Origin of the sequence: Streptomyces sp. NPDC087844 (assembly GCF_044742785.1) — a bacterium.
Taxonomy (GTDB): Bacteria; Actinomycetota; Actinomycetes; order Streptomycetales; family Streptomycetaceae; genus Streptomyces.
This window is the reverse complement of record NZ_JBIUVD010000006.1, coordinates 1-13254: the sequence shown is the minus strand read 5'-3', so window position 1 is coordinate 13254 and position 13254 is coordinate 1. Positions and strand designations below refer to the sequence as shown.

The window sequence follows — 13254 nt, the reverse complement described above, 5'->3', positions numbered from 1 at the left end:
CCGGAAGCACCGCCTGACCGTGGCGGGGGCCGAGTCTCAGAGATCCTTCTCGTACCGCGCCACATCCCAGTACCGCCCGAACTTCCGGCCCACTTCCCGGTACGTACCGACGTGCCGGAAGCCGAACCGCTCGTGCAGTCGCGTGGACGCCTCGTTGGGCTGCGCGATCCCCGCGTACGCCCGGTGGAGGTCCTCGCCCGCGAGCGCCTCGAACAGAGCCTTGTAGAGGAGTGTGCCGATGCCTCGGCCGCCCGCGCCGGGCGCGAGGTAGACCGTCACCTCCACGGACGTTCCGTACGCGGGCTTCGGCCGGAACCCGCTCGATGTGGCGTACCCCAGAATCCGCTGTGAGTCCGCGTCCACGGCAACCATCAGCCGATGCGGGCCGTCTTCAGGGTGAGAGAGCAGCCAAGGGCGTCGCTCCTCCTGGGTGAAGACCGCCGTGTCGAAGGTGATCGGCGTCTCACGGACGTAGTGGTTGTAGATGTCCGTGAGGGCGCCCAGATCGGTTTGGACTCCGGGTCTGACCTGGACCTCCGCACGTTCCGACGGCACCGCGCCTCCCTTGATGGCGGCACAGGGTACTGCAAGATCAGAAAAATCGAGGACCGGGTTGGGAATTCTGTCCGGATTCCAGTCGTTGTTTCCATCGGAAGCAGGGCACTCGGGAGAGTGTCCGAGCCACCGAAGCCACCACTAGGACCCGCAAGCCCACCATCGCAAGGGAGCACGCATGGCAACCCGTGCCGTCGCCCGTCGTAAGTCCGCCTCCGGCGAGACCGACGCGGCACGCAGTGTTCGCGTCGTAGGCGGCGAGATCGCCGACCGCGACCTGGTCGGCATGTATCTCGACGAGATAGCGCGCACACCGCTGCTCGACGCCGCCAAGGAGGTCGACCTGTCACAGACCATCGAGGCAGGCGTCTTCGCGCGGCAGCTTCTCGACGGTGAGACCACCGAGACGAAGGTGAAGGCCTCCCGCGAGGAGCTCGAAGCGCTGGTCGCCGACGCCGAGCGGGCCAAGGAAGTCTTCATCAAGTCGAACCTCCGCCTGGTCGTCGCGGTAGCGCGCCGCTACCCCCGCAGCGGCCTCCCGCTGCTGGACCTGATCCAGGAGGGGAACGCCGGCCTGGTGCGCGCGGTCGAGAAGTTCGACTACCGCAAGGGCTTCAAGTTCTCGACGTACGCGACCTGGTGGATCCGTCAGGCCATCACCCGGTCCATCGCAGACCAGTCGCGCACCATCCGGCTCCCCGTCCACCTGGTGGAGGAGCTGGGCAGGATCCGTCGCGTGCAGCGCGAGTTCAACCGCGAGCACGGCCGTGACCCCGAGCCCGCGGAGATCGCGGCGGAGCTGGACTCCAAGCCGGAGCGCGTCATCGACGTCCTGGACTGGGCCCGCGACCCGGTCTCGCTGAACATGGCGGTGGACGACGAGGGCGACACCCAGTTCGGAGACCTGCTGGAGGACACCTCGGCCGTGTCGCCCGAGCAGTCCGTGATGACGCTGCTGCGCAGCGAGGAGCTGGACGACCTCATAGGCCGCCTCGACCAGCGCACCGCCTCCATCATCAAGATGCGGTACGGAATCGTCGACGGCCGCGAGCGCACGCTGACCGAGGTCGGCAAGGAGCACGGCCTCACCCGTGAGCGCATCCGCCAGATCGAGAAGCACGCGCTGATGGAACTGAAGAAGCTGGCCCGTTCCACGGGATTCGACGCCGCGGCGTAGGCCCCTCCGGCGGCTGAGCCCGACCGGCGGGAAAGGCCGCCTCCGAACTTCGGCGGCGCCCCGGTCGAGGCCCGGTCCGGGGCCAGGTCCGGGGCCAGGTTCGGGGCCAGGTTCGGGACGAGAAAAACTGGTCCCCGTCGAGGGGATTGGGTCCCTGTTTCGGGGGCATGCGAGCCTACCGCGGGCCGGACGAGCAGATCTGTGTCGGCCATGCCGCACGGCATGGCTGGTCAGAGCCGCTCACCGGGTCGTACAGAAGTCCGTTTACAGCCGCTTCAACCCATCGGTCCCGGGGCACAAACTCCAGGACCCCCAAAGCCGAGTCCCGACGCACTCCCCCCGGTGCCGGGACTCTTCCAGAGCCGAGCTCCGGCGCCTCCCCCCCCTGGCGCCGGGGCTCGGCTCCATTCGTCGGGTCATGCGGCCAGGGTCACGCGGCCAGTCGCATGAGAACGGGGCGCATGAGAACGGGGCGCATGAGAACGGGGCGCATGAGAACTGGGCCACCCCGAACCTGAACCCCGGGGTGACCCAGGCGGCACATTGTGTCACGGAGGAGAACCCGTGCCGACGGACGCACCGTTCGCCAGGACGGGCAGCCCTGCCGCCCGCGCAACCCTCTAGTCCGTGACAGCCCGGCTGAGCCGTCCCCCCAAGTCCCGTACGCAGGACACGAGTTCCGTCGGCGCGTGCACGGTGAACTCGCAGTCCACCATCGCGAGCCGCACGGCCATCCACTCCACCGCGTCCCCCGTCGAGGCACGCAACCGGCACCGCTGGTCGTCGATCGGCTCGGGCGCCCCCAGCCACGCGGGCAGCCGCGCCGTGATGAAGTCCGCCGGCGCCATGAACGTCACGTCGACCTCGTACGTCTCCTGCCGCCGGTACATCGACTGCCGCAGATACTCGGCCGCGTCCCCCGTGGGCAGCTCGCGCTCCGCGAAACGGGCTCCGGTCGCGAAGGGCTCGGACACCCGGTCGACCCGGAACGTACGCCAGTCCTCGCGGCCGAGGTCGTACGCGACGAGATACCAGCGGCGGCCGGTCGACACGAGCCGGTACGGCTCCGTCCGGCGCCGGCTCTCCGCCCCGTCCCCCGCGCGGTACGCGAACCGCAGCTGCTCCCGCCCAGCGATCGTCGAAGCCATGGTGGTCAGCGTCTCGGGCGCGATGCTGGCGCCGTCGCCCGTCGTCAGGGGAGTGGTGGCGGCCTGCAGGGTCGAGACGCGGTGGCGCAGACGGCTCGGCAGGACCTGTTCGAGCTTGGCCAGCGCCCGGACCGAGGCCTCGTCGACGCCCTCGACAGCGTGCCCCGCCCCGGCCCGCAGGCCCACCGCGATCGCCACCGCCTCCTCGTCGTCGAGAACCAGCGGAGGCATGGCCTTCCCGGCGACCAGCCGGTAGCCGCCGTCCGCACCCTTGGTCGCCTGCACCGGATAGCCCAGCTCCCGCAGCCGGTCGACATCCCGCCGCACGGTCCGCCGGGACACCCCGAGCCGCTCCGAAAGCTCACCACCGGGCCACTCCCGAGGAGTCTGAAGAAGCGACAACAACTGCAACAGCCTCGCCGGAGTGTCCGTACTCATGGGGTCTCCCTCTAGTCGAACCGTTCAGGGGCGCGGCGAACGGCGCAGTCTTTCTGGTCTTCGGGGGCGCAGCTCCCAGGGGCGCGGGGAACGGCGCAGTCTTCTGTCTTTCGCCTTCGGAGGCGCTGGGCTGTGTCGGTATGCGGCTCCGACGCGCGGGCGCGACCAGCCACCACGCACCCGCACCGTCCAGACGCATCCGCCCCCCACCGACAACCCCGAGCATGCCCCACAAGTAGGACACGACCTGACCTACATCCCTCCTACCTTCACCACATGACCTCGCCGAGCAGCACCCCCGCACCCCCCGGCCCGAAGGCCACCCCGCCGACGCCGACGCCGACGCCGGCCACAGCGGACCGCCGCCGCTGGTACGCCCTGGCCATCGTCATGACGGCCGCCTTCATGGACCTGGTCGACGTGACGATCGTCAACATCGCGATCCCCTCGATCCAGCGGGAGGCGGGCGCGACGTTCAGCCAGATCCAATGGATCACAGCCGGCTACGCGCTCGCCTTCGCCGCGGGCCTGATCACCGGCGGACGCCTGGGCGACATCCACGGCCGCAAGCGCCTCTTCCTCATCGGCATCGGCGGCTTCACCCTCGCGTCCGCGCTCTGCGGCTTCGCCGTGAACCCGGACATGCTCGTCGCCTCCCGGATCCTCCAGGGCGCGATGGCCGCGCTGATGGTGCCGCAGGTCCTGTCGATCGTGCACGCCACGTTCCCCGCACATGAACGCGGCAAGGTCTTCGGCCTGTTCGGCGCGATCGTGGGCCTGGGCGCGGTCTCCGGCCCCCTCTTCGGCGCGCTGCTCACGGAGTGGAACCTGTTCGGCCTGGAATGGCGGCCGATCTTCCTCATCAATCTGCCGGTGGGCATAGCGGGCCTGATCCTCGGCCGGAAGTTCATCACCGAGTCCAAGGCCCCGCGCGCCCTGAAGCTCGACCTCGTCGGCGTCGCCCTGGTCACCCTCGGTCTGCTGATGCTGCTCTACCCGCTGATCCGCGGCCGCGAGCTGGACTGGCCGACCTGGGGGTACGTGTCGATGGGCGGCTCCCTCGTCGTCTTCGGGGCGCTGGTGGCGTACGAGAAGCGCAAGACGGCGCGCGACGGTTCGCCGCTCGTCGAACTCTCCCTGTTCAAGGTGAAGAGCTTCGCGGCGGGCATCGCCGTCCAGACCGTCTTCGGGATCGGCCTGGGCATCTTCTTCCTGATCTGGACGCTCTACATGCAGACCGGCCTCGGCTGGAGCCCGCTGCGGGCCGGCCTGACGGGCGTACCGTTCTCGATCGCGGTGTCGCTCGCGGCCGGTCTCTCGGTGCAGAAGCTGGTACCGCGGTTCGGCCGGAAGGTGCTCCAGACGGGCGCGCTCACCATGGCCGCCGGTGTTCTGCTCTACATCTGGGAGTCCGAGCGGTACGGCCTGTCCATCGCCTCCTGGCAGATGGCCCTCCCGCTGATCGTGATGGGCCTCGGTATGGGTCTGATCGTCGCCCCGCTGACGGACGCGGTCCTCTCCGAGGTGCCGCGCGAGCACGCCGGTTCGGCGTCCGGACTGATCAACACGGTCCAGCAGATGGGCAACGCCCTCGGCCTCGCCCTGGTCTCCGTCGTCTTCTTCGGCACGATGTCCGACCACCTGGCTCCGCCGGAGGTCGGCCCCGCGTTCGTCGACGCCTTCCAGCACGCGCTGGTCTGGGTCGTCGTGGTGATGACGGCGATCTTCCTCCTGATGTTCGCCCTTCCGAAGCGCCCCGCCCAGCACGTGGAGGGAGCGGAGGCGACGGAAACCGCGCCCGCACCGGCGACCGCGTCCACACCCGCCGACGACCAGCAGCCCGAACTCGTCGGCTGACAACTCCGATCCTGGCGACCGAGTAACGATGCCCGTTCATGCCCGTTCATGCCCACATCCACGCCCGAACCTGTTTACTTTCCCGAAACTCGGGCGTAGCCTCCGAGTGAAACCACAGGTTCGGGCACAGAGTGGAGGCGAACGGGCATGTACGCACCTGAGCGGCAGCAGGAGATCCTCCGGCTCGCACGTGACGGTGGACGCGTGGACGTGGTGTCGCTGGCCGAGGAGTTCCAAGTCACGGCCGAGACCATCCGGCGGGACCTGAAGGCCCTCGACCGGTCGGGACTCCTGCGCCGGGTGCACGGTGGCGCCATACCCGCCGGGCGGCTCGACTTCGAGCCCGACCTCGCCGAGCGCGAGACCACCGCCGCGGACGAGAAGGACCGCATCGCCAAGGCGGCCCTCGCCGAACTGCCCGAAGAGGGCACGATGATCCTCGACGCGGGCACGACCGTCGCCCGCCTCGCCGGCGCCCTCCCGCTGGAGGCTTCGCTCACCGTCGTGACGCACAGCCTCCCCATCGCCGCCCGCCTCGCCGACCACCCCGGCGTCCAGCTCCACCTCATCGGCGGCCGAGTCCGGCACCGTACACGCGCGGCGGTCGACGCCTGGGCGCTGCGGGCGTACGGGGAGATCCGCGCGGACGTGGTCTTCCTCGCCGCGAACGGCTTCTCCGCCGAACACGGCCTGACCACCCCCGACCTCGCCGAAGCCGCCGTGAAGCGCGCCGCCATCGCCGCGGCCCGCCGCGTGGTGCTGCTCGCCGACTCGGCCAAGCTCGGCCAGGAACACTTCGCGCGCTTCGGCGGCCTCGATGACGTGGACCTGCTGATCACCGACACCGGACTGAGCCCCGAAGACGCCACCGCCATGGAGCGCGGCGGCACGGAAGTAGTGCGAGCATGATCCTCACCGTCACCCCGAACCCGTCCCTCGACCGTACGTACGAGGTCCCTTCGCTCGACCGCGGTGAGGTCATCCGGGCCACCGGAGAGCGCGTGGACCCGGGCGGCAAGGGCGTCAACGTCTCGCGGGCCGTCGCCGCGGCCGGCCGGCGCACCGTCGCGGTCCTGCCGCTGGGCGGCGCCCCCGGAGCGCTCGTCGCCGACCTGCTCGACGCGCAGGGCATCGAGGTCGCGCCGGTCCCGGTCGCCGGGGCGACCCGCTCGAACATCGCGCTCGCCGAGGCGGACGGCGTCCTCACGAAGATCAACGCACCCGGGCCCGAACTCACCTCCGCAGAGGAGGAGTCGCTCCTGGAAACGGTGCGTGAGCAGTCCCGCGACGCCGACTGGATCGCCTGCTGCGGCAGCCTGCCCCGCGGCCTCGCACCCTCCTGGTACGCGGAACTGGTCGCCCGCGCCCACCGGGCGGGCGCCCGCATCGCGCTGGACACCTCGGGGCCCGCGCTGCTCGCGGCCCTCCGCGAACGGCCCGACGTCGTCAAGCCGAACGTCGAAGAGCTCGCCGAGGCGGTCGGCCGCCCGCTCACCACGGTGGGCGACGCGGTCAAGGCCGCCGAAGAACTGCGGGAGCTGGGCGCGCGGGCCGTGCTCGCCTCCCTCGGCGCCGACGGGCAACTGCTCGTCGGCGAGGACGGTACGTGGTTCGCGAGCGCCCGCGTCGACGTCGTACGCAGCAATGTGGGCGCGGGCGACTCCTCCCTCGCCGGGTTCCTCATCGCCGGCGGCAGTGGGCCCGACGCGCTCGCCTCCGCCGTGGCGCACGGAGCGGCGGCCGTCCAACTGCCGGGCAGCGTGATGCCGAGCCCGGCGAACCTCGACCCGGGCGCGGTGACGGTCACCGCGGAGATCCCGGTCGACCGCGTACTGACGGAGCCGGCGTCATGAGCACCCACACAGTCCACGTAACCCACGTAACCCACGCACCCCACGCAGCAATGGCCGCAGTGGCCGCAGTAGCAACTGTGACAACTGTGACAACTGGGGCAACTGAAGCAACCCCCGTCCCCGTCCCCACCCTCGCCCACAACTCTCCCCGGGCGATACGCGAGCGAAGGAGCCCGCGATGAGCGAGATGATCACCGCGGACCTGGTCGATCTCGACCTGTCCGCCGATACGAAGGAAGCGGCGGCGCGCGCCCTCGCCGAGCGCATGGTGTCTCTGGGGCGGGTGACCGACCTGGACGGATTCCTCGCCGACGTCGCCGCCCGCGAGGCCCAGATGCCGACCGGTCTCGACGGCGGCATCGGCATTCCGCACTGCCGCAGCGAGCACGTCACCGAGCCGACCCTGGCCTTCGGGCGCAGCGCGGCCGGGGTCGACTTCGGCGCGCCGGACGGCCCCGCCGACCTGATCTTCCTGATCGCCGCTCCGGCCGGTGCGGACGACGCCCACCTCACGATCCTGTCGTCGCTGGCCCGCCAGTTGATGAACGCCGAGTTCACGTCCGCGCTGCGGTCGGTGGACGACGCGGCGTCCGCGGCGGCCCTCATCCGCGGGGACGAAACCGCCGAGGCGGGCGCCAAGCCCGCCCCGTCGGCAGTCGCCGAACCCGCAGCTCCCGCCGGCCCCGCAGCCCCCGCAACCGCCGGATCCGCAGCCGTCGACGGGCCCGAGGCCGACGCCGATCCCGTGGCCGACGCGGGTCCCGTGGCCGACGCCGGGGAAGGCGGTCGGCCTGGTCGGCAGCCGTTCCGGATCGTCGCCGTCACCTCCTGCCCCACCGGCATCGCACACACCTACATGGCGGCCGAGTCGCTGGAGAAAGCGGGCCGTGAGGCCGGTGACGTCGAGATCGTCGTCGAAACGCAGGGATCGGCCGGCTTCACCCGGCTCGACCCCGCCGTCATCGCCGCGGCGGACGGCGTGATCTTCGCGCACGACGTGCCCGTACGGGAGAAGGACCGGTTCGCCGGCAAGCCGACCGTGGACGTCGGGGTGAAGGCGGGCATCAACAAGCCCGCCGAGCTGATCGCCGATGTGCGCGGCAGGGCCGAGCGCGGCGAATCCACCTCGGCCGCCCGGCCCGGCGGCACCCCGGTGGACCGGGCGGGCGACCCCGGCGACGGCTACGGCACCAAACTCCGCAAGTGGCTGATGACCGGCGTGAGTTACATGGTCCCCTTCGTGGCCGCGGGCGGTCTGCTGATCGCGCTCGGATTCGCGATCGGCGGCTACCAGATCAACGAGGCCAAGCCGGTCACCGAGGTCTTCGACTGGGGCCAGATCGACAGCTGGGGCGCACTGCTGTTCCAGATCGGCGGCGTCGCCTTCGGCTTCCTGATCCCCGTCCTCGCCGGCTACATCGCCTACGGGATGGCCGACCGGCCCGGCCTCGTGCCCGGCTTCGTCGGCGGCATGATCTCGGTCAACATCAACGCCGGTTTCCTCGGCGGCCTGATCGCCGGCCTGCTGGCCGGTGCGGTGGTCCTCGCCATCCAGCGGGTCAGGATCCCGCCGGTGCTGCGCGGCATCATGCCGGTGGTCGTGATCCCGCTCATCTCGTCGATGGTCGTCGGCTTCCTGATGCTGATCGTGATCGGCAAGCCCATCGCCGAGGCCCAGAAGGCCATGACGGACTGGCTCGGGGGACTCTCCGGCACGAACGCGGTGCTGCTCGGCGTCCTGCTCGGCCTGATGATGTGCTTCGACCTGGGCGGCCCGGTCAACAAGGTCGCATACGCCTTCGCCACAGCCGGGATCGCCGTGCAGGATCCCAGCGACTCCGCGATGAAGATCATGGCGGCCGTGATGGCCGCGGGTATGGTCCCGCCGCTCGGTATGGCGCTGGCGACCACTATCCGCAAGAAGCTCTTCACCCCCACCGAGCAGGAGAACGGCAAGGCCGCCTGGGTCCTGGGCGCGTCCTTCATCTCCGAGGGCGCCATCCCGTTCGCGGCCGCCGACCCGCTGCGGGTCATCCCGGCCTCGATGGCGGGCGGCGCGGTCACCGGCGCCCTGACCATGTCGTTCGGCTCGACCCTGCGCGCCCCGCACGGCGGCGTCTGGGTCACCTTCCTGATCGGCAGTCCGTTCCTCTACCTGCTGGCCATCGCCGCCGGCACGGCCGTCACGGCCGGCCTGGTCATCGTCCTGAAGGGCATGCGCAAGCAGGCTCCCGACGGCAGCACGAAGAAGTCCGCCGAGGCCTCGGAGGCGCCGCAGCCGAAGGAGCCGGTGGCAGCGTAGGCGCGCAGCCGCAGGACCAGCACACGGCCGTGGCCCGGGAAGAACTCCCGGGCCACGGCCGCGCCTGTACGTATCTGCGCCGGCTCTCTCAGCTCTCCGTCAGCGCAGGTTGGTGGCCCGGCGCTCCATGGCCTCCCGGGCGTCCTCCTCCGACGCGTACACCTCACACATGTGCCGTCCGTCGGGCGTCGCCGTGTGCTCGACCTCCCACAGGGACAGCTCGCGGCCGTCCCGCAGCAGGAACGCGTGCTCGTAGAGCGAGAAGCACAGCCCTCTCCGGCCGGCCCGGCACGGCCGCCCGAAGGCCTGGGTGATCTGGTGCGCGAACGCCCTGCGCAGCAGCTCGGCCATGTCCTCGCCCGGCCGGTCAGCGTTCTCGGCGCGACGCAGCAACCGCCGGCCGTGGTCCGCCGAGTCGTCCAGCACATAGGCGTGCAGCGGTTCCGGAATGACCGACAACCGCACCAGGAGGGGCAGTTCGAAATCGGGAGTGTCCACGGGCAGCGGCAGGCGCGCGGTCGCGGTGCGCAGCTCTTCCTCGTCCTCGTAGACCTCGTGCTGGGTGTCGCGGCCCGGCGCGGTGTTGTGGACCAGCTCCCAGAGCGTGAGCGCGCTCCCATCGGCCAGCAGCCACGTATGACGATACGTTTCGCGGTGCAGCCCCGCGCTGTGGTGCGCGGAGTGCAGTGAACTGTCGTGAGCCAGCGCTCGGTCGAGCCGCCCTATCGTGTCGTCAGGCAGCTCGAAGGAGTTCAGGGCGCGACCGAGGAGTCGCGCGAGATGCTCCTCCGGAGACTCGGGCGACTCGGGTGGCTCGTACGCTGCCGTCTCGTACGGAACGCTCAAGGCTTCTCCCGGCGTTGCTGCATGTCACCTTGTGGGTGCATACCGTAGCCCCTCGGTCGGACATCATGTCCGCGAACCGAGAAAACGTACACACAGAAAACGCCGTGACCGCGGGAGAAGTTCCTGCGAGGGCTGCGAAAAACCACAAAACCCGTAGGTCAGAGGGCACTCCCGGCGATCCATGCACTCCACGCACTCCATGCCATGTCCCAGGGGCGCGTCGGGACGGGGGCCGGAACTGTCCAAGCGCCCGATGCCGAAAACAGAGGGCCCCCGCCCTCCCTCCCCACCCTGCCCCCTCCCACCCGCCCTACCCCCTCCCGTACAACTCCCCATGTGACAGCCACACTCCGCCCGGGCCCTCCACCGACTCGGCGGCCCGTACGGCCCTCACGATCGCGCGTGTCACCAGGTCCGCGCCCGCGGCGAGGATGTCGTTCAGCGCGAGGGGGTCCTCGGCGGCGAGTGGGCGCGCGCCCGTGGCCAGGGCGAACACCGTGTCCCCGTCGTTCAGCAGATGTACCGGCCGGACAGCTCGCGCGATGCCGTCGTGTGCCGTGCCCGCCACCTTCTGTGCCTGTGCCTTCGACAGGTCGGCGTCGGTGGCGACCACCGCGAGCGTGGTGTTGAGCGGGGGAACCGAGTTCTTCGCCGCGGCCTCGGCCAGCCGCACCCGCGCCGCCCGGTGAATCTCCGCGGCGGGACAGCTCAACTGCCCCTGGACCAACTCCCCGTACAGCGCCCCCTTCCGCGGCTCCAGCACCGACCCCGCCGCGTTGGCCACGACGAGCGCCGCCACCGTGACCCCCGATTCGAGGACGGCACTCGCCGTGCCGACCCCGCCCTTCATCATTCCGACGGCCGCCCCGGTCCCGGCGCCCACACATCCCTCCCGTACGGGCGCGCCCTGCCCGCTCGCCGCCGCGGCCTCCACCGCCTCGCGGCCCGTCGCCGCGTCCGGCCGGGCACGGAAGTCGCCACCCCGGCCCAGGTCGAAGACGCAGGCCGCCGGCACGACCGGTACGACATGGTGCGAATCGGGGCCGACCCGCACCCCGCGCCCCCGCTCCTCCAGCCAGGCCATCACGCCCGTCGCCGAGTCCAGCCCGAACGCGCTGCCGCCGGTCAGCACGATCGCCTCGACCTTGCGCACCACATTGCGCGGGTCGAGCGCGTCGGTCTCCTTGGTACCGGGCCCGCCGCCGCGCACGTCCACGGCGGCGACCGCGCCACCCTCCGGGGCCAGGACGACCGTCGTTCCGGTGAGCCAGCCATCGCCGATCCGCGTGGCATGCCCCACCCGCAGCCCGGTCACATCGGTCAGAGCGTCAACAGTCATGACTCCAGTGTCGACCCCGGCCCCGCCCGGAGAGGAGACCTCGGCGGACGCCCGGCGCCACGCTCGCCTGCGCGTACCCTGAAGGTATGAGCGAAGCTGGAGCGCCCACCCCAAAACCGCGTGAGCCGAAGGTCGCGCTGGTCTTCGACGACCCGCTGAGCCGGCCGTCCGCGGACGACACGGACCGCGGTTGGGGCGAGAGGCCGACCGGCGACGGCGCCGCTGACCTGGCCCGCTTCCTGGACGAGAAGCCGCCCCACCACATCTGACCCCGCTCGCGCCCCGGCCGGTCGCCGGCCACCCCGCGACCGGGCCGGACAGCGTCGGTCACCGCCCGGAAGCGCGCCCCTATCGCTCGCCGTGTCCGGAGCCGCGCTGGGCCACCAGTGCGTCGCGAATCTCCTTCAGGACCGCCAGTTCGGTGACCTCGATCACCTCTTGCGTGTTCTCCCTGGCCTTCTGGCGGGCCGCCTGCCGGGCGAGGTACTTGGACATCGGCAGCACCATCAGGAAGTAGACGACGGCAGCGGTGATCAAGAAGGTCAGCGTCGCGCTGAGGACGGTGCCCCACATGATGGGAATGCCGCTGGTCGCGGTCCCCGTCGCCTCGTCGAAAGTGCAGGGGTCCTTCAGGCAAGAGCTGTACTTGTCGAGGTCCTTGGTGCCGAAGGCGCCGACCAGGGGGTTGATCACGCCTTTCACCAAGGAGTTGACGATGTTGGTGAAGGCAGCGCCGATGACCACCGCGACAGCCAGGTCGACGACGTTCCCGCGCATCAGAAAGGCCTTGAAGCCGTCCCAGATGCCCGGGTCCTTCTTCTTCTCGCTCACCAGGGGGACCCTTCTCGGTTGCACAGATGGTGGAATGAACAGCTCCGCAACCTACGTCAGGCTGCGGCGGCCCTGTCCAATTCCACAACCCCAACGAGCGACTTGACAGCCGCACAGCGACCCGCTTGACCGTCATCAGCACAAGGTCACCGCCAGCCGTGAGGTCACGCCTGCCCCGGCCAACCGTGCGGCAGTCCTCCTGGGTACGGACAGAACGATCAGCGCCCCACCCTCGGACACGCTGTCCAGGGGCTCCGGGACCTCGGCCACCCGCACCCCACGGGCCACCACCCGTGCGTCCCCCGCCGCCGACTGCTCGGCCGCGACCACGTCCACCCGATCACCAGGCCTGAGCAGCCGCACGGTGGCACCGTCGGCGATCCGCACGGGCGCCGTCACCATCTCGACCGGCCGCCGCTCCCGCACGGAGTCGACCACCGGCCGGGGCGGCCCCGCGCCCCGTACCGCCACATCCCTCGGCCCGACCGCGACAAGGGCCGCCGCGGTCACGGCCAGCCCCGCCGCCAGAGCCCGTCTCCGGCACCGGACCAGCCGACGCAACTGATACCGCCCGCCCCCCACCCGCACAGGAGCGAAGTGCGGCACCTGGCACGTGCCGGGAACGTCCGTGCCCAACGGACGCGGGAAGGAGGACAACTGCGACACGAGTACCACCGCCTGCGGTCGGAGATCGCTTTCGAACCCCAGACTGCAGCCTCACCAAGATTCCCGCCGACGCCCGTGGACAGCCCCCCACTTGTGGAAAACCCCACCACCCGAAGGGGAGATTCCGACGCGAGGGCGACTCAACCGGCACCCGGCGACGAGACCAGGGAGCGGGCCGTGCCGGTACGTCGAAAGTCCGCCGCGTAGGGCTCCTCCAGGAAGCGGCGCCCTCAGAAACGTAG

General features: G+C 70.7%; 12 protein-coding genes. 6 read left to right on the top strand and 6 right to left on the bottom strand.

Going from position 1 to position 13254, the window contains the following annotated elements; all coding sequences use genetic code 11:
- Window positions 1–36: 36 nt before the first annotated feature.
- Complete coding sequence (locus ACIOKD_RS13910) at window positions 37–555, bottom strand: GNAT family N-acetyltransferase (protein ID WP_402082628.1); 519 nt, start codon at window positions 553–555, stop codon at window positions 37–39.
- Between the two features lie 178 nt (window positions 556–733).
- Here ACIOKD_RS13910 and ACIOKD_RS13905 point away from each other — a divergent pair, with 178 nt between their 5' ends.
- Window positions 734–1732, top strand: coding sequence for an RNA polymerase sigma factor RpoD/SigA (locus ACIOKD_RS13905; protein ID WP_402082626.1), 999 nt, complete (start codon window positions 734–736; stop codon window positions 1730–1732).
- Between the two features lie 620 nt (window positions 1733–2352).
- On the opposite strand, the gene ACIOKD_RS13900 is transcribed toward ACIOKD_RS13905, so the two are convergent.
- Window positions 2353–3318 (bottom strand): helix-turn-helix transcriptional regulator, encoded by a 966-nt coding sequence (locus ACIOKD_RS13900; RefSeq protein WP_402082624.1) that lies wholly within the window; start codon window positions 3316–3318, stop codon window positions 2353–2355.
- A gap of 276 nt (window positions 3319–3594) precedes the next feature.
- Between ACIOKD_RS13900 and ACIOKD_RS13895 the strand changes: the two genes are divergently transcribed.
- The 4 genes from ACIOKD_RS13895 (at window position 3595) to ACIOKD_RS13880 (ending at window position 9330) form a co-directional block, all read left to right on the top strand.
- Window positions 3595–5175 (top strand): MFS transporter, encoded by a 1581-nt coding sequence (locus tag ACIOKD_RS13895; protein WP_402082622.1) that lies wholly within the window; start codon window positions 3595–3597, stop codon window positions 5173–5175.
- Window positions 5176–5322: 147 nt separating this feature from the next.
- Entirely contained in the window at window positions 5323–6084 is a 762-nt protein-coding gene (locus ACIOKD_RS13890; RefSeq protein WP_402082619.1) for a DeoR/GlpR family DNA-binding transcription regulator, read from the top strand.
- Window positions 6081–7028 carry a 1-phosphofructokinase gene (gene pfkB / locus ACIOKD_RS13885; RefSeq protein WP_402082616.1) on the top strand — a complete coding sequence of 316 codons (948 nt, stop codon included), beginning with the start codon at window positions 6081–6083 and terminating at the stop codon, window positions 7026–7028. Before ACIOKD_RS13890 ends, pfkB begins: the two co-directional genes overlap by 4 nt.
- 178 nt (window positions 7029–7206) lie before the next feature.
- Window positions 7207–9330: a fructose-specific PTS transporter subunit EIIC gene (locus ACIOKD_RS13880; protein ID WP_402082613.1), complete on the top strand. Its 2124-nt coding sequence runs from the start codon at window positions 7207–7209 to the stop codon at window positions 9328–9330.
- Between the two features lie 99 nt (window positions 9331–9429).
- Here ACIOKD_RS13880 and ACIOKD_RS13875 read toward each other — a convergent pair whose 3' ends face one another.
- The gene (locus ACIOKD_RS13875) at window positions 9430–10176 is read right to left on the bottom strand and encodes a DUF6227 family protein (protein WP_402082611.1); all 747 of its coding nucleotides are present in this window, start codon (window positions 10174–10176) and stop codon (window positions 9430–9432) included.
- Window positions 10177–10486: 310 nt separating this feature from the next.
- Window positions 10487–11515: a P1 family peptidase gene (locus ACIOKD_RS13870; RefSeq protein WP_402082608.1), complete on the bottom strand. Its 1029-nt coding sequence runs from the start codon at window positions 11513–11515 to the stop codon at window positions 10487–10489.
- 86 nt (window positions 11516–11601) lie between these two features.
- On the opposite strand from ACIOKD_RS13870, the gene ACIOKD_RS13865 reads away from it, so the two are divergent.
- On the top strand, window positions 11602–11784 hold the full coding sequence (locus tag ACIOKD_RS13865; protein ID WP_402082606.1) for a hypothetical protein: 183 nt from the start codon (window positions 11602–11604) through the stop codon (window positions 11782–11784).
- A gap of 79 nt (window positions 11785–11863) precedes the next feature.
- Here ACIOKD_RS13865 and mscL read toward each other — a convergent pair whose 3' ends face one another.
- Window positions 11864–12346 carry a large conductance mechanosensitive channel protein MscL gene (gene mscL / locus ACIOKD_RS13860; protein ID WP_402082604.1) on the bottom strand — a complete coding sequence of 161 codons (483 nt, stop codon included), beginning with the start codon at window positions 12344–12346 and terminating at the stop codon, window positions 11864–11866.
- A gap of 135 nt (window positions 12347–12481) precedes the next feature.
- The gene (locus ACIOKD_RS13855; RefSeq protein WP_402082601.1) at window positions 12482–13021 is read right to left on the bottom strand and encodes a hypothetical protein; all 540 of its coding nucleotides are present in this window, start codon (window positions 13019–13021) and stop codon (window positions 12482–12484) included.
- Window positions 13022–13254 lie beyond the last annotated feature (233 nt).